This is a genomic window from Streptomyces sp. GSL17-111 (assembly GCF_037911585.1).
In the GTDB taxonomy this organism is placed as follows: Bacteria; Actinomycetota; Actinomycetes; order Streptomycetales; family Streptomycetaceae; genus Streptomyces.
In genome coordinates this window covers 1619184-1642693 of sequence record NZ_JBAJNS010000001.1, presented here as the reverse complement: position 1 = coordinate 1642693, position 23510 = coordinate 1619184, and the positions used below count along the sequence as shown (strand labels likewise).

10 protein-coding genes are annotated in these 23510 nt (G+C 72.2%); 2 read left to right on the top strand and 8 right to left on the bottom strand.

Annotation, left to right across the window (positions count from 1 at the left end):
- Nucleotides 1-10 precede the first annotated feature (10 nt).
- The 6 genes from V6D49_RS06910 to V6D49_RS06885 all read right to left on the bottom strand — a co-directional run bounded on the left by V6D49_RS06910 (nucleotide 11) and on the right by V6D49_RS06885 (nucleotide 13470).
- Nucleotides 11-586 carry a hypothetical protein gene (locus V6D49_RS06910; protein ID WP_340558034.1) on the bottom strand — a complete coding sequence of 192 codons (576 nt, stop codon included), beginning with the start codon at nucleotides 584-586 and terminating at the stop codon, nucleotides 11-13.
- 185 nt (nucleotides 587-771) lie between these two features.
- Nucleotides 772-3051 carry a UvrD-helicase domain-containing protein gene (locus tag V6D49_RS06905; protein WP_340558032.1) on the bottom strand — a complete coding sequence of 760 codons (2280 nt, stop codon included), beginning with the start codon at nucleotides 3049-3051 and terminating at the stop codon, nucleotides 772-774.
- On the bottom strand, nucleotides 3048-9893 hold the full coding sequence (locus V6D49_RS06900; protein WP_340558030.1) for a DEAD/DEAH box helicase: 6846 nt from the start codon (nucleotides 9891-9893) through the stop codon (nucleotides 3048-3050). Before V6D49_RS06900 ends, V6D49_RS06905 begins: the two co-directional genes overlap by 4 nt.
- Before the next feature lie 98 nt (nucleotides 9894-9991).
- Nucleotides 9992-10933, bottom strand: coding sequence for a hypothetical protein (locus V6D49_RS06895; protein ID WP_340558029.1), 942 nt, complete (start codon nucleotides 10931-10933; stop codon nucleotides 9992-9994).
- A 57-nt stretch (nucleotides 10934-10990) separates the two neighbouring features.
- Entirely contained in the window at nucleotides 10991-12178 is a 1188-nt protein-coding gene (locus V6D49_RS06890; RefSeq protein ID WP_340558027.1) for an AAA family ATPase, read from the bottom strand.
- A complete protein-coding gene (locus V6D49_RS06885; RefSeq protein ID WP_340558025.1) occupies nucleotides 12175-13470 on the bottom strand; it encodes a DUF262 domain-containing protein in 1296 nt (431 codons plus the stop codon). The genes V6D49_RS06890 and V6D49_RS06885 overlap by 4 nt, the downstream gene beginning before the upstream one ends.
- 270 nt (nucleotides 13471-13740) lie before the next feature.
- On the opposite strand from V6D49_RS06885, the gene V6D49_RS06880 reads away from it, so the two are divergent.
- Complete coding sequence (locus tag V6D49_RS06880) at nucleotides 13741-14631, top strand: helix-turn-helix domain-containing protein (RefSeq protein WP_340558023.1); 891 nt, start codon at nucleotides 13741-13743, stop codon at nucleotides 14629-14631.
- Entirely contained in the window at nucleotides 14628-14813 is a 186-nt protein-coding gene (locus V6D49_RS06875) for a DUF397 domain-containing protein (protein ID WP_340558021.1), read from the top strand. The genes V6D49_RS06880 and V6D49_RS06875 overlap by 4 nt, the downstream gene beginning before the upstream one ends.
- A 60-nt stretch (nucleotides 14814-14873) precedes the next feature.
- Here the strand turns inward: V6D49_RS06875 and V6D49_RS06870 are convergent, their stop codons facing one another.
- Nucleotides 14874-20465, bottom strand: coding sequence for a class I SAM-dependent DNA methyltransferase (locus tag V6D49_RS06870; RefSeq protein WP_340558020.1), 5592 nt, complete (start codon nucleotides 20463-20465; stop codon nucleotides 14874-14876).
- Nucleotide 20466: 1 nt separating this feature from the next.
- Nucleotides 20467-23481 carry an SNF2-related protein gene (locus tag V6D49_RS06865; protein ID WP_340558018.1) on the bottom strand — a complete coding sequence of 1005 codons (3015 nt, stop codon included), beginning with the start codon at nucleotides 23479-23481 and terminating at the stop codon, nucleotides 20467-20469.
- Nucleotides 23482-23510 lie beyond the last annotated feature (29 nt).

Genomic DNA, 23510 nt, shown 5'->3' with positions numbered 1-23510 from the left:
GGGCGGCCTGTCAGTGGTCGGGAACCCAGGCGGTGTGTCGCAGTGTCGGCATCAGCCGCGTCAGCACATAGGTCATGACGGGTGTCTCCCGGTCGTCCTCCTCGAAGACGACGGCGTGCTGGAAGCGCTCGGTGTCCTGAGGGTCCGCCACGTCGAAGGGCGGGGTGAGTGACACGCCGGGGCGGGCCAGCAGTGCGCACAGGCGGGCCGCTCCGCAGCCCTGTGCCAGCTGGGCCGTGGTCAGAGAGCGCTTCTGCGTCGGCCTCCCGCCCGGCTGCGGCAGGGAGAGGAAGGCGGTGATCCGCCAGCGCCCGGGAGTCAGCTCGACGATCCCGGCCCGGTGCCGGCCGTGCAGGTTGGCCAGGTTGGCGGGCATCTCCGGTAACAGCGGGAGCTGCTGGAGAACCACGTCCCGCTCACCGTGGTCCCACTGGGTGTCGTGGATGGTCAGGCGTGGGCGACCGGTGGCTTCCAGGTGCCATTCGGTGGCGAATCCCGAGTCCTGTACGCCTGAGGGGGTGGAGCCCCGCTTGGGCACGTAGCTGCGCACGTGCGTCAGAGCGAGGGTGGATCCGAGTGCTATCACGTACTACTCCTGTGCATGGCCGAGGGTCTCCCGGCTCCTTCGAGCCGGGTGGCCCGGACGACGTCCGTTCGGCTCAGAACGGATATAGCACGTGATGACCGGAGTTGGCGGTGCACGTGCCGATCCTGTTCGCCAAGCGTGACACGGTCAGGCTGGCTTCCTCCCGGCCGCCGCCGTGGTCCTTCTCAGGGGCGTGCGGGTGGGAGGAGGGGGGTCAGGAAGCGGCTCGGTTCGCCGTGCCAGGTGAGGGTGAGGGCGTCGCGGGCGCGGGTGGCCGCGACGAACAGCAGGGAGCGCGCGCGGTGGAGTTCGCGCCGGTGGCGGGTAACGTCGGTGCGCTCCCAGGCGTCCACGGATGAGCGGGGAACGAGCCCCTCGGAGACCCCGGCGATGATCAGGCAGCGGTATTCCAGTCCCTTGAAGCGGTACATGGTCCCGATGTGGACGCCCTCGTCGTTCCGGGGCCCGTCCTGGGTGATTTCCGTGGGGGTGATCCCGTTCCTGGCGAGCCGTTCGGCGAGCTGGGTGACCATGTCGTTCGTCGGCACGCAGATCGCCGTGGATTCGCGGGGGACGTCGTGCCACGCCCGGAGCTGTTCCACGACGAGGTCCATCTCCTCGTCCCACGTCCGGGCTCCGCGCAGACGGGGGCTGAGCCCGTGCAGGACGGAGCGGTAGCCGGCGAGGGTGTCGGAGCCGCCGTCGAGGTCGTCGTACGTCTCGCCACCCAGGATGCGGATGGCCTCGCTCAGGATCTCGCGGGTCGTGCGGTAGCTGAGTGTCAGGCGGGAGGAGCGGCCCCGGATGTGGACGCCGAGGCTGCCGAGGGTGACCTGGTTGTCGTAGATGCGCTGGTGGGTGTCCCCGACGAGGAACAGGTCGTCGGCCTCGGCCGGAACCATGGCTCGTAGCATCTTCCAGTGGGCGGGGCTGAGGTCCTGGGCCTCGTCCACGACGATGTGCCGGTACCGGTAGCGCAGCCAGGCGCCGGAGCCGGCCTCGACGTGCAGGTTGTGCAGGCCGCCTCGTGCGTCCCGCTCGTCGGCGCGCTTGTCGATCTTGGCCTTGCGGGCGATCTCCAGGCGCGCGGCCCGTTCCGCGACCTGCCGGTGCGTCTCCAGTCCCTGGGTCTCCAGACGCTGGGTGAAGCGTTCGGCGAGCTGCCAGATCCCGGCCCGCTCGGCCCGGGTGACGCTGCGGCCGCGACCGGCACGGCGGGCCGTGAAGTAGTCGGTGCGGGAGGCCACGGCCTGGCCGAGGATGACCTGGTTCCACTCGTCGCTGAGGAACTCGGCGCTCCAGCGGGTCTCTCCGGCCTCCACGAGCAGTTGGCGCCATTCGCGCAGTGCCGCCGTGTCGTCGATCCGCCGCTTTCCGCTGCCGGGTTCCGCCTCGCTGACGATCCGGGTGGCGAGCTGGTCGACGTGGGCGATCTCGACCCGGGCCAGCACATCGGGGCCGCCGAGCGAGAGGAGCCGGGCCCGCAGGTCGGCGGCGAGGTTCTTGTTGAAGGTGGTGAGCAGCACGGGCCGGTTGTGCCCGGGTGGGAGCCCGCGCACGAGGTGGCACACCCGGTGCAGTGCCACGATGGTTTTGCCCGTGCCCGGCCCGCCGCTGACGCGCGCCGGTCCGGAGTAGCGGCGGCGGACGAGCTGCTCCTGGGTGGGGTGCAGAAAGATCTTCCAGCGGCCGAAGTCGCCCTCGTCCAGGATGCTCTGCAACGACTCGTCGTCGGTGATCACCACGGTCTGGGAGCGGTCGACGGCCGCCTGCCAGTCGTGGGTGTCGACGTGCCGGCCCGGCTCGTCGACGGCGACGGGCGCGGTGACCTGTTCCATGACGGCGTCGTAGGGGACGCCGTCGCGTAGCCGCAGCAGGACCTCCCCGGTGTGGCGCGGGGCGTACTCGGCGAGGCCGAGCAGCTCGTCGTCCGTGGTGAGCTTCCGGACGACGGGGATGAGCGCCTCGGCGACGCCCAGGTCCGCCAGCTGCTGGTCGCTGTAGGCGGCGAAGAGGGGTGCGTCGGTGGGGGGTTCGGTCGGGCGCGGGGGCGCGTGCGGCACGGAGGCGGGGCGCGCCGCGAGGTCGCGGCGCAGCAGGCTCTCCTCGACGACCTGGAGGTCGACGTACTCGATGGCGCCGGTGACGTGGTTGATGCCGTAGGCGAAGCGGTCGAGGTTCTCGTAGACGTGGTTGCGGTGCTTGACGGAGACGAGCAGCCAGTCGTTGCCGCCCAGCCGGAGCATCAGCGCCCGCCACTCGCGGTTGATCCGCGCCGACCACAGCCGCTCGTGGCCCTGGAGCGGCTTCAGATGGAAGCCGCCTGCCTCGGGGTTGCGGCGGAAGTCGTGCTGGAACTTGTAGAAGGCGCCGACGACCGCGCGGTCCAGCTTGACGATCTCCTTGTCGGCCTTCTCCAGGAGCCGCAGGGTCGCTCCCGCCTTCGGTGCGCCGGTGACCGTCATCGCCCGTTCTCCCTGTCCATGTCGTGCCCGTCGTCTCCGTCGCCGTCGTTCCCGGCGTGCCGCGCGGTGGCCCGGTCACCGCTGAGCAGCTCGGCCAGTTCGGCGGCGTCCCACTCGACCGCCGTGCCTACCTGCCAGCCCGCCGCCCGGTAGGCCCGGTCCCGTTGTTCGGCGTCCTTGTCTGGGGTGCCGTCCGTGGCCGGCCGGTGGGCGAGGACGACGCCGACGCGGTGCTGTGGCCAGGCGAGTTCGGCGGGCCAGGCGTCCGCACCCAGCTCGTATCCGGCCTCGGGCGCGGGGACGCCGAGGTCGGCGAGGTCCTCGGCCAGCCGGGGCAGCCCGGGGTCGTCCACGAGGAGTTCGACGACCTCGTCCCAGGCGGGGTCGCGCACGGCGGACGGGGGCTTTGGCTCGGACGCGTCGTGGGGGGTGTGCGGGGCAGGAGCGTCCGGGGTGTCCGGCGCGTGCGCCCGGCGCTGCGAGGCGAGGCGGCCCGCGCCGCCGGTCACCGCCAGCTCCGCCGGGTCGAAGCCGGGCAGCATGCCGCCGGTCAGCTGGACGCCTTCCCCCTCGCCCGTGTCGAGGAACGGGAGCAGGTTGCTCCAGTAGAGCCACGCCTGCCAGCGCCGCCGGTGGGACGTCTCGTCGGCGCTGACGGTGCCGGGGTCGTCGTCGAGCACGGCCAGCGCGGTCCATGCGGCGGCGGCCTGGCCCCCGCGCAGGTCGAGGGCGATGGTGAGCGGGCAGCCGGACGCGTCCCGGGTCGCCATGACCTGGACGGGGCCCTGCCCCCCGGCCAACCGCTGCCCCCGCAGGGCCGCGCCGATCCGGCGCCCGATCTCGTCGCCGTCGGCCAGGGCCCGGCTGGTCGCGCGCACGGCGGCGAAGCCCGCCAGGGCGCTCTGGGTGCGCCGACGCCACGCGTCGGGGTCCGGGTCGGTGAGGTAGCCGATCAGGGTCTCGACGGGGTTGGTCCAGACGAAACGGGACAGGTCGCGGGTGTCCGCCGCGTGCAGGCGGCGGTGGATGTCCATGGCGGTCTTCTGCGCGGTGTTCTGGTACGGCTTCCACACCGGGTCGGGCTGCGGGGCGGCTCCTCCCGTCCAGGCGCGCACGTCGTCCCAGGTGAGTTGGAATACCTGCCAGCCCTCGGCGCGCAACCGGGTCCGCTTGGCCGCGTCCTCCGCCACGGTCAGGTGCTCCGGGCTCGCGTGGTAGCGGTAGCCGTCGAGGTAGACGGCCACCCGCGTGTCGTCGTCGGTGCTGCGGAAGACCACGTCGGGCCGGGTGAATCCGAGCGGGGGCTGCGTCTCCATCTGCCAGCCGCGGACGCTGCCGTCGGGTGCGGTGAAGCGCAGGGTCGTGTCCCTGGACCCGTCGGCGGTCAGGGCGCTGCGGACGCTGACCTCGTCGGTCCGCTCGGCCCAGGTGAGCAGCCCCCGGCGGAAGAGGGCTTCGAGTTCGCTCTCCACCTGGTGCACGAGGGTGATGTCCCTTGTGGTGGCGACGGGTTGGACGGCCCACTCGTCGGCGGTGCGGCCGAAGAGGGAGCCGAGCATCTCCAGGGCGTGTTCGCGGGAGACGAGTTCGTACTCCCCGTCGTCGACGTGGCGCAGCAGGCACCGGTGGCACGAGGGCCGTCCCTGCCCCACGCACACGCAGGACTCGATGACGTGCCGGGCCCCCTCCAGCACCTCGCGCAGACCGTCTTGGCCCGCGAGCCGGTGCAGGTATCCGGTGCCGCCGGGGAGGGTGTCGTAGAGCACGATGAAGTGCCGGCGCAGGTCGCCGCCGCCCTCCTCGGGCATGGAGTCGGTGACGACCGCGAGGTGGTCGGGGTCGCCGCCGTAGCTGCGGGCGATGCCCGCGAGCAGCAGCGCCTTGAAGGAGACCAGACGCTCCTGGGTGTGCGCGGTGACGGCGGGGATGAGGACGCGAAGCGCGTCGGTGCGCAGTTCGTGGGCGAGTAGCACCTTCTCGCCCTGCCGCGCGGCGCGTTCGGACGCGGTGTCGTGGCGTCGGGGGCACCAGGGCCGGTGGTACTTGTCCAGCTTCCCGGCGTCGCCGTCGTGGAGGGCGGCCGGGCCGCCGTCGGGGTCGGCGAAGCCGCAGGCGTCGCAGACCCAGAACGGGTTGAGGCGGACGAGCCGTCCGGCCAGCGGCGTGTCGGCGGTGCCGTCGACGCGGGTGGCGCCCACGTTGAGGTGGCGGACGTGGGCCTGCCGGGTGAACTCCCAGCCGAACGTCGCCCGCCGGTGCTTCCACGCCTCCTCGACGTCGTCCGGGTCGATGTCGACGGCGGGGACGATGGTGTAGTGCCGCCGCTCGCGTTCGTCCGTGTCGTCGCGGACGCGGGCGTCGTCGCGGTCGTCGCGGGAGGTGACCCGGCGTGGCACGAGGACCTTGTGCAGGCAGCCGATGTCGCCGATGGCGGCGGAGCGGCAGCGCGGGCAGGCCGAGGCGTCCTGTTCGGCGCGGTGGGTGCGGGCGTGACCGCAGTCGGGGCAGATCCGCCACCAGGTCCAGGCCGGGCGTCCGGGACTGCCGATGTCCAGGCCGGTGATCCGGTGCTTGTAGCCCTGGGCGTAGTAGTGGTTGCCGGGGGCGAAGTCGGTCAGGGCGAGGCGGGCGGGGCGGCTGTGGCGCAGGGGTTTGCTCTGCACCCGCCGGGTGCCGTCGGGGGCCTCCTCGGTCCAGGTGAGGGTGGCCTCCAGTTCGGTGGCGGTGTCGATGAGGCTGTAGTTGGGCAGGAGGCCGAGGTCGACGAGGGCTCCGTGGGCGGTGGTGCGGCTGATCTCCCGGGCCACGCGGGCCACGCCCCGGCGTTCGGCGCGCAGTTCGCGCCCCTGCCGCTCGTGGTCGGGGTCGCCGGAGACGAGCAGGCCGTGGGCCCGGTCGATGGCCTCGATCCGGCGCTGCATCTCGGCTCGGCGGTCCTCCCAGCGGGTTCGGGCGGCCTCAAGCGCCCCGGCCAGCCCCTCGTCCCCGGGGGCGGTGGCGTAGGTGAGGAGCGCCTCGCGGGCCTGCGGGCTGACGCCGGTGCCGCGCGCCTCGTCGTAGGGCGGGAAGAGGCCGAGGAAGGCGCCGCCGAGCCGGGCGCCGTCGGCGAGGGCGGCCTCGGTGAACTCGGCCTGCCAGGCGGAGGGGCCGAACAGTTCGGTGGCGAGCCGGGGGAGGGGGCGTACCGCCGTCCCGTCGGCGGCGGTCAGCCGTCCGGCGGCGGCGAGGTCGAGCAGGTGGGCGAGGTACTGGCGGCGCAGGATCTCGACGGCGGAGAGGTAACAGCCGGGCGGCAGGACGTCTCCGGCGATCATGAGCCGGGGGTCTTCCAGGTAGTAGCGGTCGCGGGGGTTCCGGTCGACCATGGTGAGGAGGTAGGAGTTGCCGGTGGCGCGGCCGGCCCGGCCCACGCGCTGGACGTAGCTGGCCGGGGTCTTGGGCAGGGAGGCGAGGACGACGGCGGAGAGGTCGCCGATGTCGATGCCGAGTTCGAGGGTGGGGGTGCAGGAGAGCACCTGCGGGTTGGCGTAGTGCACGTCGGTGCCGTCCCGGAACGCCTTCTCCACCGCTTCCCGCCGGGCCCGGCTGAGCGTGCTGGTGTGTTCGGCCGTGTTGATGGTGTAGACGCCCGCCTCGCGGTACATGCGCCGGTAGAAGTCCTCGCTGAAGTCCCGCTGCCGCAGGCCGCTGTCGAGGTCCCGGCCGGTGCGCAGGTGTCCGCCGCAGCGGTAGCGGGGGCAGGGCTGCCCGTGCCAGTGGTCGGCGAGGTCCGGGTGGACGGTCTGCTCCCAGAAGCAGCGGGGGCAGTGCGCGGTGGCGTCGGGCAGTGTCTCGTCGGCCAGGGCGCGGACCTGGATGTGGCCGGGCTGGAGGCCGTAGATCCGGGTGCTTCCGTCGGCGGCCGTGCGGGCGGAGAGCACGCCCGCCTCGGCGAGCGCGGGCAGCAGCCGGACGAGGAAGTCGGTCGCGGACTCGCGGCGCAGGCCGAGCGCGCGGATGGCCCAGTCCTGGTACCAGCCGAGCCGGCCGGTCAGGACGTCGAAGTCCTCGCTGCCCGCTTTGGGGGCGCCGAGGAGGAAGGCGGGGGCGGAAGTGCCCCGGGGGAAGGCGGGCATGCCGGTGGCCCGGCCGCCCCAGATGGCCCAGCGGCGCACGCCGGCCTGGTCGAGCCAGGGGTCGAGCCAGGCGTGCCGGACGGCGCCGCGGATGCGGAGCCGCTCCAGGAGGCCGCGGACGAAGCCGACGTGCCGGTCGGGCCCGGGGACGGATCCGTCGGGCAGCGCGATCTCCCCGGGCGTGGTGAGCAGCAGCTCGCGGACGAGGTCGGCGACGGCGTCGGCGTCGGGCAGGGGCACGTCGGCGGCGACGGTGCGGGTCAGCTCCAGCGTGCGGCCCTGGCGTGACCGCAGTCCGAACTCCATGACGGTGGCGAACGCCAGCCGCTGGGCGATCAGTTCCCAGGTGGCGCGGGAGCCCCGGCTGCGGCCGGAGAGCAGCGTGTCCACGCCCCGGACGAGGTGGAGGTCCGGGGGGATGACGGCCGCCTGCACGGCCCGGCTGTCCACGACGTCGGCGATGAGGTCGGCGGCGAGATCGCTGAGCGCGGTCGGTTCGTCCTCGCTGATGCGGCTGGCGAGCAGGGCGCGGAAGGAGAAGGTGTAGGAGCGGCTGGCGACGTATCCGGCGCGGTGGGCGGCGTCCTGGACGGAGTCGTTGAACAGGAGGGTCTTGTTCTCCTTGCGGCTCTTGTCCAGTTCGCCGCCGGTGAAGAGCTGGGTGATGGCGGCGGAGGCGAGCGCGGCGAGGCCGGTGCCGAGGTAGCGGATGGAGTTGAAGGTGCGGCAGGCCGGGCACTGGTCGCGGGCGGCGGCCCGGTCGCCGTCGAGGTCGGCGTGGACGAAGGCGGCGTTGTGCAGCGGCCGGGGGCGGCGGTGGTCCTCGCCGTCGTCGGGCTCGGTGAAGTCGGACTCCGGCGACAGCGGGCGCAGCCGTCCGCCGGTGCCCTCCAGGACCATGACGGCGGGGCCGCCGCGCTGCCGCTGCGGCCCGGCGCCGAAGGCTGCCTCGTGCACCTCCTGCGGCGTCGCGGCGATCATGTTGCGCACGCGGCGCTTGTCGCGGCCGACGGAGGCGCGGCGGATCTTCGCGGCGTTGAGGTCGAGTTCGGCGGGGTCGACCTCGGGGGAGTAGGCGGCCCAGCCGGAGCGTCCGCACTCGCGGCAGAAGACGGCGGGCAGGAAGACCTCGGCGGGCGGCGGGGCGCTGTCGTCGGCCGGGACGGCGGCCGGTTCCGCCGCGTCGGCCGGGACGACGGGCTTCTCCCCGTCGTAGGGGGAGGGGCGGGCGGAGCCGCCCGCGCCGCCGCGTGCCAGGGCGCCGGCGGAGGTGACGCGTTCGTCGTCCCAGCGGAACTCCGCGCGCGCCGCGCTGACGCCGCGCAGCACCCGGGAGACGGACCGCACCCAGTGGTGGATCTCGACGGACAGCAGCGGCCGTCCGGGGCGCTCGGGGTCGCGGGCGTGGGAGAGCAGGGCGACGTAGCGGGCGAGCGCCTCGGCCGCGAGCCGGGGCCGCTGCTGGACGGCCACGCCCCAGTGGTAGGCGTAGCGGGGCAGCACCTCGGTGATCTCGGCGAGGGTCCGGGGCGCGCCGTCGAGGATCTCCAGGACGGCGGCGGTGAGCCGGTGCCCGCGCAGCACGCCGCCGAGTTCCTCGGGCGTCGGTCCGCTGAGACCGGTGAACGCGCTGATCAGAGCGTCCAGGGCGGCCGGGTCGCGGGTGGGGTCGCCGAGCTCGGCGACCTCCTGCGGTGCGGGGAACGGCAGCGTGAAGTCCGTCTCCCGGGTGAAGTCCCTGGTCGAGTTCCGGTCCTCGCCGATGACCGCCTCGGGCGGGAACGGCACGCCGAAGACCTGCTCGGCGACGTCCAGTATCCCCGTGCCGCCGGGCCGGCCGTCCTCCCCGTCGTCGCTCCCGGCGCCGGGCCCGCCGCCGTGCCCGCCGAGGGTGGCCGAGGTGGCGACGGGGCAGACCGGCCCGAGCGGACGTCCCGGCGCCGCGAGCCCGGTGACGGAGCCGAGGCGGCGCAGCAGCATGGCGACGTCCGTGCCTTGGGCGCCGTCGTAGGTGTGGAACTCGTCGAGGACGACGTAGGCGAGTGCCCGGCCCTCCCACAGCCGCTGGTCCTCGGGCCGCTGGAGCAGCAGGTCGAGCATCTTGTAGTTGGTGATGAGGACGTCCGGCCGCACGCGCCGGATCTCGTCGCGGTCGACGGCGATCCGGGGGTTGGCCCGCTTGAACTCCTCGGAGGGCCGGTCGCCGACGTAGAGCGCGGCCTGGACGCCCGCGTCCCGCAGCCGGGCGTCGGCGGGGTCGTCCAGCAGCTCGCCCACACGGTGGGCCTGGTCGGTGGCGAGGGCGTTCATCGGGTAGAGCAGGACGGCCTTCACGCCGTCGCGGCCGGCCTCCCGCTCCCGGCGGCAGTGGTCGAGCAGCGGGACGAGGAAGGACTCGGTCTTGCCGGAGCCGGTGCCCGTGGTGATCAGGGTGGCCCGGGCCGGGCCGTGCAGGGTGGACAGCCGCTCCCAGGCCAGCTCCTGGTGGCGGTGCGGGGTGGTGAGGTGGCGGGGCCACCAGGTCAGGTGCCGCTGCCAGTCCGTTCCCTCGGCGGCCCGGAAGGGGGTGCGCACCCGCAGGTAGGGGCCGCGGAAGATGCCGTCGTCGGCGTCCCCGAGGAACTCCTCCAGGGCGCGGCGCGTGCTCTCGTCGGCCAGCGCGTACGTCGTCGCGAGGTACTGGCTCAGGCTGGCCCGTACCTGGTCGGCGGCGAGTGTGGGACGCACGCGCGCTCCTCCTTCGTGCTGGTCTGCGGGCCGGGCGCGCGGGGGCGCCCGGTCTCGCGGCTACGGTATCGGGGCGGGCCGCGGGCGCCCGGTCCGGCTCAGACGCCGCGCTTGCGGCCGACGTAGGCGATCCGCAGGGTGCGCTCCTCGTGCACCAGCCGGAAGTGCATCCGGCCGGGCTTCGGCAGGAACTCGCAGTGCCAGTCGAAGAGCCGGTGCTCGCCGTCGAGGTCGGGGAACCAGCACAGCCGCCTGCGGGACTCGAACTCGGTGCGCACGTCGGACCGCCACTGCGGGGCGATGGGCTGCCGGACGGGGTCCCACGCGCTGACCGCGTCCTGCAGTTCGCCGAGGCGCTCGCCCACCGGGCGGACCCACACCTCGGGCAGCTCGGCGAAGTTCTGCCGGGCGAGGGGGAGGAACTGGAGGAGCGGGAAGAGCTCCGCCCGCCGCTCCCACAGCTCCGCCCCCGAGCGCAGCGCCCCCAGCGCCTCCTGCCGCGCCGTGTCGGTGCCGCTGCGGAGCCAGTGCCGGTGGGATTCGACGTGCTCCGGGGTGGCGGCGTGCCGGATCTCGACGTCGCGGACCTCGGACCCGCCGTCCTCGTCGTCCAGGAGCTCCTCCCGGACGAGGGCCAGCCGGTCGGCGTGCCAGTGGGGCTCCACGGCCAGGGACACGCCGAGCCCGCCCGTGAGGTGGGCCGCGCCGAGCCCTTCCACGGGCACGCCGTCGTGCCGGTACTCGACGTCGGAGTACGTCTCGCCCTCGGGGAAGACCGCCCGGTGGGGCCACTTGGCCTGGAGCAGCAGCAACCGCCGCCACAGGTCCCTGCTGGTCGGCAGGCCGATCCACTTGCCGATGGGGTGGCCCACGGCGAGCTGTAACGCGGTCACCGGCTCGCGTGCGACCAGGACGGTCCCCGCGCCGTCCTCCCGGGCGACGGCCACCACCGCTTTCACCAGCTCGGTCATGGCCCGGTTGACGCGGTCCGGGCCCGCCGTCGACTCACAGGATCTCTCGTTCAGGAACAGCTGCGGCACGTCTTCCCCTCCACGACTCCACGACGGTGTGTGCCTGGTCCGCCTCCCCGGCGGGGTTCAGCCGATGAGCTGGTCGAGCGTGTTCTCCAGCTCGTCGAAGAAGCCCGGGGGCCAGCGGTCGAGCATGCCGTCGGCGTCGATGCGCGGGCTGACGACCTCCACGCCGGTGCCGTCGCCCCGGAAGTAGTGGAACACCACCTGCGACGGCGCCAGCCGCCGCTGCTTGACGGCGAGCCGCACGCCGTTGATGACGTGGTCGCTGTGGGTCTCGACGAGCACCTGCGCGCCGTGCGCGGCGGCGGCTGCCGCCAGCGTGGCCATCCGCGTCTGGCCCTGGGGGTGCAGGTGCGCCTCCGGGTTCTCCAGGAGCACGAGCGACCCCCGCTGGGCGGTGAGGCAGGCCACGACGACGGGGAGGACGTAGGTGAGGCCGAAGCCGACGTTCGCGGGCCGCCGCCGGTGCGTCGGGCCCAGCGGCCCCTCGAACCCGTACGAGAGCAGCACCGCGTCGGTACCCTCGATGGCCTCGGTCCTGATGTCCACCCCGGGGCACAGGACGTCCATCCACGCGGCGACCTGGTCGACCAGCAGGTCGGACTCCGCCTTCGGGTGGTGCAGCGGCCCCGCGGGCACCGGGCTGCGGGCGTGGTGGCGCAGGAAGTTGACGGCGTGTTCGCCGCGCACGCCGAGGAAGCCGCGCCCGACGGCCGCGTGGTGGTCGCGCGGGTAGAACTCGGCGGGCGAGATCCGGTCGGCGTGCAGGTACTGGAAGGGGGCGGTGAGGAACGCGGGCGTCGTGGCCTCGGGCCCGCCAGGCCGGTGGCGGCCCTCCGAGATGGCCGGGAGGTCCGCGTCCAGCAGCGGCAGCAGGTTCTGCTCGGCCTCGGCGGCGACCGTCCAGCGGTACCGGTAGGGGCCCTCGGTGACGCCGAGACCGATCCGGGCCTCGTCCCCGGCGAAGTCCTCGTGCAGCACGTCCTTGCCCGTGCCGAGGCCGACGAGCTCCCCGTTGAGCAGGAAGCCCTGGTTCCCGACGGCCCCGCTCAGCCCGGACCTGCGCGCCTCGGGCAGGAAGACGGCGGCGTCCAGGTCTCCGGCCTCGTAGGACTGCCGCAGCAGGGCCAGGGCCTGTAACGCGGTGCTCTTGCCGGAGGAGTTGAGGCCGGAGAGGATCGTCAGCGCCCCCAGCTCCAGCTCCGTGCTCCGGAACCCCTTGAAGTTCTCCAGCGTCAGCCGGTCGATCACTGTTCAGCCACCCCTCGGAACAGCCGTGCCATGTTCTGGAACCTGGTGCGGACCTTCTGCGGGGCACCCGTACCGGCGGAGATCGACCGGTCGAAGTCCCAGTCCCCGAGCAGCTCGACGTACCGGTCGAGCAGCCTCTCCCGGGACGCTACCAGCCGGGCGCGCTCGTGATCGTCCAGCAGGGCGAGATTCACCGTCACCGTCTCGAACAGCGCCATGTTGATCGGCGAACGGCCCGGCACCTCGTGCCACTTGCGGAACGCCTGCTTCCCGAACAGCTCCGTGGCGCACCCCAGCGCCGTCCGGAACTCCCGGGCATACAGCTCCCGCCGCTCCTCGGTGAGGGCGTTGACGTGGTGCATCGCGGCGATGAGGAAGTGGTCGAAGTCCTTGTGGGCGTGGGCGGCGGGGTTGGACAGCCGGAAGGCGAGGAAGCGCAGCACCATCTCGCGGTCGTTCATCCGCTCGTCGGACACGCTCCAGCCGGTCGCCTCGCCGAACGACGGGTGCTCGGCCAGGTCGGCGAGGTAGGCCCGGACGGGCCCCGGCACCAGGGCGTGCCGCATCTCCTGCGGTTTCAGCGGGAGACCGCCGGTGTTGATGCGGGAGAAGACGTTGTACTTCACCGCTTCGGGGGTGCCCTGCTGAATGATGTGCACGACGAGTTGGGTCTCCCGGAGCCGGACCTTCAGCCGTCCGCTCAGGTCCGCGTACCCCTTGCCGTGGAAGTCGGTCAGGTAGTCCAGCCCGCGCAGCGTCAGCGGCGCCATCCCGACCACGTCCGGAGTCACGAACCGGGCGATGGCGGTGAGCCGCTGGATGCCGTCCACCACGGCCCAGGTGTCCTCCTCGTCCTGGGCCAGGTGAAAGCCGGAGATCGGGATGCGGAGCAGCAGCGACTCGATCAGCCGGCTCTGCCGGGTGTCGCTCCAGACGCCGGCCCGGCGCTGGAAGTCCGGTGCCAGGTCGAGCATGCCCTCCCGCAGCCGGGACAGCAGCAGGTCGACGGTGGTCGTCTCGGTGTGGATCTTGATGTCCTCGGGCCGGAACGGGGCGGAGATGCCGTCCGCGTCGCTGAAGGGCGCGCCGTCCTCCTCGCCCTCGTCGGAGGGCAGCTCCAGCTCCACGCCCGTCGGCCGCCCGTCGTGCCCGATCTCCAACGGCGGCCCCAACGACAGGGCGAGCGCGTCCTGCGCCCCGGCGACGTCCTCGGGGACGGCGTAGCGCCCGACCCCCGGCGCCCCGTCCGGCCCGGTCGCCCGCTCCCCGCCGCTGTCCTCCGGACCCGCCATACCGCCCCTTTCCACCCAGCCGCTGCCACGTCCGGCCAGCCTATAGACGGGCGCCACGACCTGTCAGAGAAGTCCACGCCGCCGTCCGTCCGCGCGGGCGGCGCGCGGAGCCGGGACGGGCCGCGCGGACGGCGGGTGCCGCGCTGGCCGCGTACGTGGGGTCAGCGTACGTGCACGCTGGGTGGACGGTGTGGCGAGGCGCGGGTGACGATTGGTCACGTAAGAAGCGGGTGTGCGGTGGATGGGCGTGTGCGGGAGGAATCCGGCGTGATGCACGACAACGCGGAGGATGAGAGCGATGAGCCGAGGGTTGGATGCGGCGGGAACGGAAGCGGGGTCGGGGGTGAGCCCACGCCGTCGGACAGTCTGCGCACCTTCGGTGCGGTGGTGCAGGCGCTGCGGGAGCACGCGGGTCTGAGCCGCGAGGAGTTCGCGGATCTGGTGCGCTTCTCCAAACACACGGTCGCGTCGATCGAGCAGGGCCGCCGCATGGCGGACCGGCAGTTCGTCGAGCGGGCCGAACCCGTCCTCGGCGACACCGGAGCCCTGCGCAGGGCGATGCCGCACGTCTCCCGCCAGGCTGGGCTGGCCAGCTGGTTCCGGCAGTGGGCCCGCCTGGAGCGGACGGCCATCAGTCTCTACACGTACGAATGCCGGTTGCTGCCCGGCTTGTTGCAGACCGAGGCGTACGCGCGGGCGGTGTCCCTGGACGTGCCTCCGGTGCCGCACCCGGACGAACTGGAGGAGCGGATCACGGCACGACTGGCCCGACAGGACCTCATGGCGGTCACCAGGAAGCCACCGACCGCGTTCAGCTTCATCGTGGAGCAGGCCATCCTGGAACGGGAGACGGGTGGAGAGGCGGTGACGCGGGAACTCTTCGACCGGTTGCTGGAGTTGATCGACCGGAACTGGAACGTGGAGTTCCAGATCATGCCGAGGCGGCAGGCCTCCCACGCGGGCCTGGACGGACCGATCATGCTCGCCGAGACCCCGGACCATCGCTGGTTCGCGTACTCGGAAGGGCAGCAGAACGGACGGTTGATCGCTGACGCGAAAGAGATCAGCCTGCTCCAGCAGCGGTATGCGAAACTGCGCTCGCAGGCCATGCCCCCCGAGGAATCCCTGGGCCTGCTGAAGCGATTGCGAGGAACGCTATGAGCACGTCCGAACTGGCCTGGTTCAAGAGCAGCTACAGCGGTTCGCAAGGGGATGCGTGCGTCGAGGTGGCGAAGGGAGCGGGCGCGATCCACGTCCGGGACTCCAAGGACCAGCTGAGCCCCGAACTCGCCGTCACCCCCGCTGCCTGGGACCACTTCATCACCTTCACCCGCCAGGGCTGACACCCCAGCACACGAACACGTGCCCCGCGCCGGGCCTCATCCGACGCGGGGCACGGCCGTTCATTCGGAAGGCGGCGTCCACCGGCCCTGGTCGATGGCCTCCTGGAGCCGCCGCAAGAAGTACGCGTGAGCCTCCCGCATCTCCTCCTCCCGGTTGGCCTTGTAGAAGGGCGCCGAGTAACCCTCAGGCGGCTGGGAGCGCTGTCCCTCGGTATAGGCGATGAACTGGGTGAAGTCCTCTTTGGTCTGCCCGTGGCCGTGCGCGTACGGGTCCTGCGCCAGCTGGCGCCCCTTGGCGTCGAACCACATCTTTGCCTCGCGGTCCCTGAGAATCGCGTAGCGGGCCTTGAGGACAGCGATCAGCTCATCCGCGCTCATTCCCAGCCACACGGCAACCAGAGCGTCGATCTCTACCAGGGCCGCACGCCGCTCGTACTCGGTACGCAGGGGCGAGGTGTGCTCCCATGTCGCGTTGATGCCGTCCGCCAGCGGAGAAAGCCCCTGCCACGCAATGGCCCAGCCTTCGTAGCCAGGCCAGGTCGGATCGTAGAGCTCAGCCCACAGGGGCGCGTAAGCCTCGGTGAGGCAGTTGAGCCTGAGGGTACGGAGCAGAAGCGCACTGGCAAGAGGGTGGGACGGGTCGGCGTAAGGCATCTTCTTGGCCTCGGCGTTCCTGAGATCTGCCCGTCCTAGGATGCGCAACAAGTAATCAATCGGCAACGCCGCCCAAAACCCTACGTTCAAGGCTGTTGCTCTGTTGTTCGTCAAGGCCATTGAGTGAACTGCGTCCACGTGGGCTGGGCCAGGAGGAATCAGAGCGGCGAAGAGACTCCGCTCTGTGTTGAAAGGAATCATTCTGCGCCAGGCCAGGCGGTAGAATCGCGTGTAGGGCTGGAACAGCCATAGCCGCTGGTGCAGCAAATCGCGCTGTTCGTCCTCGGTCAGCGCTCGTTCTTCGTCGCTCAGTACACGGTCGCGATTCTGCCATTCCTCCGCGCTCGGCTGCCAGTCAGCCGTGAGCCGTGACCGGTCGAGCCAGTGGTCCTGTGCGTCCTCGTACCGGCTCAGCGAACACGTCTCGGGGCGGACGTAGTTCGTTCGAGGTACGGCGTCAGCTGCAAGCGCCGTCAGATCGAACGCCGTCCAGTCGTGGTTGCCGCGACACGGGACCTTGGGCTGCTTGCTGATTGGCGTGGCGATCCCAAAGTGAGGGCCTTGCAGTACGATCCCTGACAGCGCGTCGGGCTGAGAGGTGTTCCAGGCGATGAAGCCGCCCTTATTGCTGTTCGTTTCGTTATAACCCTGACTGATTCTAGGGTCATGTTGCTCGATTCGTAGTTCTACGCTCGATAGCGCTTCGATCGCGCCTTGCTCCGCAGTGGTTGTCGGTTGGAGTAGTGCAGCTTGAGTCGGAGGGATGCCCACGTTTCCTGTGAGATTCTGCCAATCCTCTAGTACCGATTCGTCGATATCGATCACTCGTGCTCGGTGCGGCCTCAGATCCCAGGTTCCGCCGTGTCTCATGCCGGGAACTTCGCCCTGGCCATCATGATGAAGAGAGCCTGCGAGAGGCTCTACGCCGTACAAGCGACTGAGGTTCTCGAAGTGGATATGCTGTTGGCGGGGGCCGTAGATGTGCACGCCAAACTCGGTGTTTCGGCTCGCTTCGAAGGCCCAATTCCCCACGTTCACAAACCCCGCATGAAGCCGCAGATGCCGGTAGGCAGCATCGCGTAGACGCCCGTCCTTCACCCCTCCGAAGTGGGTGTCCGGATGGATTAGTCCTGCCGTTCCTTCTTGCCCGAGGTTGCTCCAGACGCGGCTCATGAAGGCCCGATAAAGGTCCGGGCGGGTTCCCGCCAGCACGGGATAGACCGCAGGTGATCCTAGAGTTTCCGAAACACCGCTGATCGCTGCCAGTTCACGTAGGTAGTACCGGAGTGATTCGGCGTCGCTTAGCAGTAGCTCCTTCTTCTCTTGTTGCTCTGTTGCCGAGGGCTTTTCAGCCAACGCGAACCAGGGATCAACTTCCGCCAATACCTGGCTCTCCACCCACTCCGGCCGGACCCAAGGGGGGTTGCCGACCTGGAGGTCGAAGCCGCCGGCGGGGCTGCGGAAGACGTGGGCGAAGTGCAGCTCCCAGTGGAAGAAGCCGTGGCCGTCCTCGGCCTTGATGTCCTTCTCCGTCGTCCCGGCGATGTCCTCGACGGTGTTCAGCCAGGGGAAGCGGAAGGGGAGGCGTCCGGGGGTGTCCATGCCGAGGAGGCCCTCCAGGCGGTCCTCGACGTCGCTGAGCACCTCCAGCGCCTCGTCCGGGCCGAGGTCCTCGACGCCCGCGAGGTAGGAGCCCTCCGGCAGGTCGTTGGTGCCGAGGACGGCTTCGAGGAAGTCCAGCCAGTCGCCGAAGGTGGCGAGGGGGATGCAGGCGCGGCGCTGGTCCTTGACCCGGGCCCGGCGGCCGGACGTCCGACGGTTCGGGCCGCTGCGCAGGCCCGCCTCCGACCGGTCCGGGGCGGCCTCCCAGCCGAGTTCGACCTGTTCGCCGCCCGGGGCGTCGAACAGGCCCCCGGCCTGCCACATCTGGTCGCCCGGCGCCGGGCCGGACGGCTCCGGTGCCGTCTCCGCAGCCGGAGCGGGTGCGGACTCCTCGGGCGCTGTCTCGGCGACGGCCTCCGGGGCCAGCAGGTCGGTCAGCACGCCCTCGTCGAGGAGGGTGCCGCCCGCCGCGTACGCCGAGTCCGTGCCGTCGAGTTCGCCCACCCGGTCCAGCGGCCAGAACCACAGCGCGCACCAGGCGTCCATGACCGTCTTGAGCCGCCAGTACGGCGTGCCGTGCCGGGTCAGGTCGTCGAGGACCTTCTGCTTGTCCTCCGCCTCCGACGACTGGTCGAGCCAGTCGGCGCCCCAGACGTCGATGCGGCGGGCGATCTTGCGTTCGGAGAGTTCGAGCCGGGTCGCGACCAGCTTCCACAGGAACTCCACGCGCCGGGCGACGCCCTGCACGCGGCCGAGTTCGGTCTTCTCCGCCGCCTTACGCCACCGCTCGTAGCGCTTGTTCCGGGCTGCCTGGTCCTCCTCCCCGCGCTCCTGGAAGGGCTTCGGCCCCTTCGGCGGTTTCTGCACGCCCCGGCGCCATTTCCCGAGCGCCCTGGCCGCGTCCTCCGCGAGCCGCTTGGCCTCCGCCTCCCCGGCGACGGCTCCCCAGCCGACGGCGGGCAGCAGGAACTGGTGCACCGCGCCGTCGGGCAGCGGGCCGTCGCGGAAGGGCAGATCGCGCGGCGGCAGGGGGGACTTCTTCGCCAGCCACGGGCCGTCCGTCAGGACGTCGGCCCCGTAGACCTTGCGGCCCGCGCCGATCAGCGAGTTGCCGCGCCGCAGGTGGAGGCCGAACCAGGGCGCCCGCATGCCGGGGTGCATGGAGTTGAGCCACAGCGAGACCTCGGCCAGCTCCACCGCCGTGGCGTTGAGGTCGACGCCGTAGGCGTTGTGCAGGGCGATGTACGCCTTGACCCGCTGGAGCTCGACCTGCCGCTGCTCCGGGTCCACCCGGCGGCCCAGTTCGCGTTCGCGGCGGCGCAGGTACTCGGCGGCCACCTGGTCGACGGCCTCGTTGAGGAAGGCCCCCGACCCGAGGGCCGGTTCGCAGATCTTCCACTCCAGCAACTCGCGGGCCGGGGTGGTCCCGCCACCCTGATCCAGCCGGTGTTTGAGCGCCAGCTCGACGGTGACCTCGGTCAGGGACTTGGGCGTGTAGTACGACGCGGAGGTCTGCCGGTCGCGGCCCGCGAGCCGGTAGACGAACCGGCCCTCGGGGTGGACGACGCGGCCCAGCCGGCGGCCGGTCTCGTCGTCCTCCCGGACGACGAAGACCTCGTCCGGGTAGTCCTGGACACGGGAGGCGGGGATCATCCAGCTGCCGCCCGAGGGGTCGCCGCCCTTGGCGACCTCGTACAGGTCCTCCTCGGCGATGAAGCCGGTGTAGGACATGAGCCCCTCGTACACGGCGCCGAGCTGGTTGATGCCGAGCTGGGCGTAGGAGATGAAGCCGCCGCGCTCCCGCCCCCGGCCCCGGGTGAGCATCAGACGGCGCAGCACCTTGTGCAGCGTCGCGTTGCGCAGCCGGGTGTCCAGGAACGGGCGGCGCCGCTCGCCCTCGCCGCCCTCGTACGCCGGGTTCTCCAGCTGGTCGTCGGAGATGAGGCGGACGGCCTCCTTCGCGAAGAGCTCGGAGCGCAGGGCCTCGAAGCGCAGTCCGGCGCCGGTGCTGCGGGCGGCGGCGCGGCGGGCGCGGTCGGCCTCGCGCAGGCGCTCGGCGTGCTCGGCGCGGGTGATCGCGCCGGAGGCGAGGAGCTCGGCCGCCTCGGTCTCGGCCCGGACGGCCTCGCGGGCGGCGGCCTCCGCCGCCAGGTCCTCGGCCTCGCTGCCGTAGCGGCGGTGGCCGTTCTCGACCTTGGCGAAGAGCAGGTCCAGCGACTCGTACAGGTGGAAGCCGCGCCGGGAGCGCTCCCCGACGAGGTCGCGCACGACGAGGTCGCCCAGCCGCTGGAGGCCGTAGCCGCGCTCGTAGTCGGGGTCGTCGGCGGGCAGGATGCCCAGCGCCGGGCTGGCCTCGGCGTACAGGAGGAACAGGATGCGGTAGAGGTAGCGCAGCGCCTCGCGGCTGAGCTCCTTGGCCAGGCGCGCCGGGTCGTCCAGCTCGGCCGGGGTGACGCCGTTCTCCGGTTCGCGCAGCCGGTCCAGCACCTCGTTGGCGATCCACTCGACGCTCAGGCGCAGGCCCTCGCGCAGCTCGGTGGAGACGCCGACGGCGTGCTTGCCGGACTTGTCGAGGAACCCGGCCAGGGGCGCGGTACCGCCCTCGGTGGGCACCCGCAGTGAGTCGGCGCCGAAGAGGGCGGCCAGCGTGTCCAGTTCGCCGCCGTTGCGGTCGTCGCGACGGTGGAGGGCGGCGTCGAGGTCGGCGGCCAGGTAGCGGCCCTCGGGCCAGGCGAGGCGGTCGGCGAGGACGAGCACACCGCCGACGAGGAGCAGCACGTAGCGCGGGGGGCTGTCGCAGGCGAAGAGGAAGTCGGTGAGGGCCTTGGCGTCGTCCAGGGTCACCGACGCCTCCAGCTCCACGGGGTGGAGGAGGCGTCCGGCGCCGTCCGGGTCGAGCGCGGCGTCCGGCTGGGCCGTCCAGCCGCAGGAGACGGCCAGCAGGCCGGGTTCGGCGTGGCTGACCTGGACGGTGTACGCGTGGTCGGCGCGGTGGACGGTGACGCTCTGCTCGTGGGCGTCGGCGTAGCCGAGGGCCCGCAGGGTGTCCAGGTGCAGCTCGGTGACGCGCTTCTGCCACCCGGCGGGCTCGGGCGCGTCGGGTTCGGCGAGCACCTGCGCGTCCCGGGCGAGGGCCGCACGTCCTGCGAAGTACGGGCCGTGGAGCGCCCGCAGGCCCTCGCGGGGGGTGCGGGCGCGCGGGGGCACGGTGTCGGGGCCCAGCCCCTCCTGCTCCGCCTCGGCCACGGCGTCCGCGTAGCGTCGGCGCTCGGCCTCCTCTGCGGCGGCCCAGCGGGCGAGGAGGCCGTCCTTGGCCTTGAGGTCCTTGGGCAGAACCTCGGCGAGGTAGTGGGCCGAGAGGTAGTCGCCGTGGTTGACCAGCGAGTCGTACGTCACGTCAGTGCTCCGCCGGGGGCGAGGGGTGGGTGGCGTCGGCGGTGGCCGGATCGCCGGGGCGGTCGAGAACGGCCAGGACGCGCAGCAGCGGACGGCCGGTGGTCTGCAACTGGTCGAGCAGGCGCGCCAGTTCGTCGGCGGTCTCCTCGACGACGCGCTCCCGGCGGCCCGTGACGCCCGGCAGCAGGGCGTCCGCGCGCCACCGGGCGACGTGCTCTCGGTAGGCGGCCAGCGGCTCGCTGATCTGCTCGGCCCAGGCGGCCCGGCCCGCCTCCAGGTGGTCGCGGGCGGCGGCGACGGCAGCCGGGACCAGCTCCTGGAGCCGGTCCAGGGCGCCCGGATCGCCGGTGCGGGCCAGCCGCGGGCCCACCTTCGCGTCGCGCAGCGCCTCCGCCATGGGACGCACCCGGGGCTCTCCGGTGCCGTCGGCCGTCAGCCCGGAGACGGCCATCCAGCGCACGACGGTCGGGCGGCCCAGCGCGTTGGAGTGGATGCCCTGCACGAGGAAGACCGGCCCGTCCACGTGCGGGGTGGTGATGACCGGGGCCTCCTGGCGGCCGAACTCGACCAGCACCTTGTCCGTCAGCCACTCCACGACCGGGTGGATGTCGGTGAGGAAGGAGACCTCCGGCCAGATGGTGCTGCTGCTCTCCCGGGCCTCGGTCAGCTTGCGCTGCGCGAGGGCGCGGTCGAAGGTGAGCCGCATCCGCTCGGCGACGCCCTGCTCCTTGAGGTAGGAGGGCGGCAGGGCCTTGAGCCGGTGGAGCAGGTCGGGCGCGAGGGCGGGGGAGAGCGAGAAGTACGCGCCCCCCTTGGTGTCGGCTCCGGAGGACCAGTCGATCAGCTCCTCGGCGCGCTCCTGGAAGACCTCGGCGAGCGCGGTGTCGACGAAGTCCGCGGTGTTCCCCTCGAAGAGGGAGATCAGCTCCGCCCGCTCGGGCAGCTTCTCCTCGGTGATGGTGTCCACCTGGCCGAAGAGATCGGCGAGGGCGGAGTCGGCGGCCGGGGCGTCGTCCAGGAACTCCTCGACCGTGCCGCCCCGGACCAGCTCCCTGATCAGCCGGCGCTCCTCCTCCTCGGCGCGGTAGAGACCGGAGACGGCCTCCGCCGTGCCGTCCAGCTTGTGCGCCTCCTCCTCCCGCACGAGCAGCTTCTCGGCGACCGTCCGGTCGTCCTTGGCGCCGGGGACCTCGGAGGTGAGGATCAGGGCCCGGAACTGCGGTTCGTGCTTCTGGCCGTACCGGTCGATGCGGCCGTTGCGCTGCTCGATGCGGATCAGCGACCAGGGGATGTCGTAGTGGATCAGGTGGTGGCACTGGCGGTGCAGGTTGACGCCCTCGGAGGCGACGTCGCCGGTGAACAGCAGCCGGACCGGCTTGTCGGCGAGGCCGAACGCCTCCAGCACCGAGCCCTGCTCGTCGTCGCTGAGGCCGCCGTGCAGGACGGCCGCCGCCTTCGCGGTCCCGTCGGCCGCGACGGGGAACCCGAGACGGGCCGGTACGACCTTCGCCAGCCAGGTGAGCGTGGGGACGCGTTCGGAGAAGACCACGGCCCGGGTCGTGGAGCGCGGACCGACCCCGATCTGGCGCAACTGCTCGACCAACGCGTCGAGTTTGGCCGAGTCCCCTGGGGCCGTGCCGTCACCCATGCCCGCCGTGATCTCCCGCAGCCGGGCCAGCGCCGCCTGCTCGGGGGCGATGGCCGGATCCGGCCGCAACCCCTTCTCCGTCGCCCTCCGCACCCGCGCGTCGAGCGTGGCGATGCGGTTGCCGACCGTCTCGGCGAGGGCCTTGTGGGAGGAGAGGAAGCTCTTGAGCAGGTTGTAGGCGAACAGCTGCTCGGTCGCGACCGACCTGCCGTCCTGGTCGGCCGTGCCGAACTCCACCTCGGCACCGGCGGGCGGCGCGGGCAGCCAGTGCTCGGCGAGCTCGGCGAAGATCCGCTCCTCCGCCTGGTTGGCCGCGCAGTGCAGGGAGACGGTGGGGCCGCGATCGGGCCACTCGGTGCCCATCTCGTCCCGGACCTCCGGGCTGATCTTGGTCCGCCTGATGTACAGGTGGCCCAGGTCCGCCGCCGGGTCGTAGTGGTCGGGATCGGCGATGGCCGCCGGGTCGAGGAGCGCGATCAGGTCCGCGAACGACCGCTTGTCACCGTTGTGCGGGGTCGCGCTGGCGAGGAGCAGGGCGTCGGTGCGCGGCGCGAGGACCTCGGCGAGGGCGCGGCGCTGGCTGCCCGGGTTGATCAGGTTGTGCGACTCGTCGATCACGACGGCGTCCCAGCGGATGCGCTCCAGGTGGTGCCGGTACTGGCCGATGTTCTTGAGCGTGTCCACCGAGACGATCACCCGCTTGTAGTGGGTGAACGGGTTCCGCCCGGCCGGGATCTCCCGCTGGATGCGCTGGATGCCCAGGGAGTCCAGCCGCACGAGCGGGATCGAGAAGCGCGTCCACAACTCGTGCTGGAACTGCTCCAGGATGCTCTGCGGGGTGACCACGAGGATGCGCTCGCCCCGGCCCCGGCGGATGAGCTCCGCGAGGGTCAGGCCGATCTCCAGGGTCTTGCCCAGCCCCACGACGTCGGCGATCAGCACCCGGGGGCGGAGGTTGCGCAGGGAGAGGGCGAGCTCGGCGGGGCGCTGCTGGTAGACGAGCGGGTCGAGCAGGAAGCGGTCGGCGAGCGCCAGGCCCCGCTCCGACTGCGGCAGCGGCGTCTTGCGCAGGACGGCCTCCAGGAAGAGGCGGCTGCGCCGGAAGTAGGAGGAGCGGTCGGGGACCAGGACCGTCTTCTCCGGATCGAGCAGCTCCACCGCGTCGAGCCCGCTGAAGAAGACCGCCTCCTCGTCCCGCACGAACTCGGAGACACCGACGGCCTCGATCCGCTCGCCGTCGTGCTCCGTCGGCGCGGTCGTGCGGACCAGCCACTCCTCGTCCCGGACGAGGATCTGCGCCCCCGGCGGGAACCGGGTCTCCCTGTGCGTCGCCCCCTGGCCCGTCACCCGCGCCATCCCTTCGTTCATCACTGCACGTGCCGCCCTACTGCCCGGCG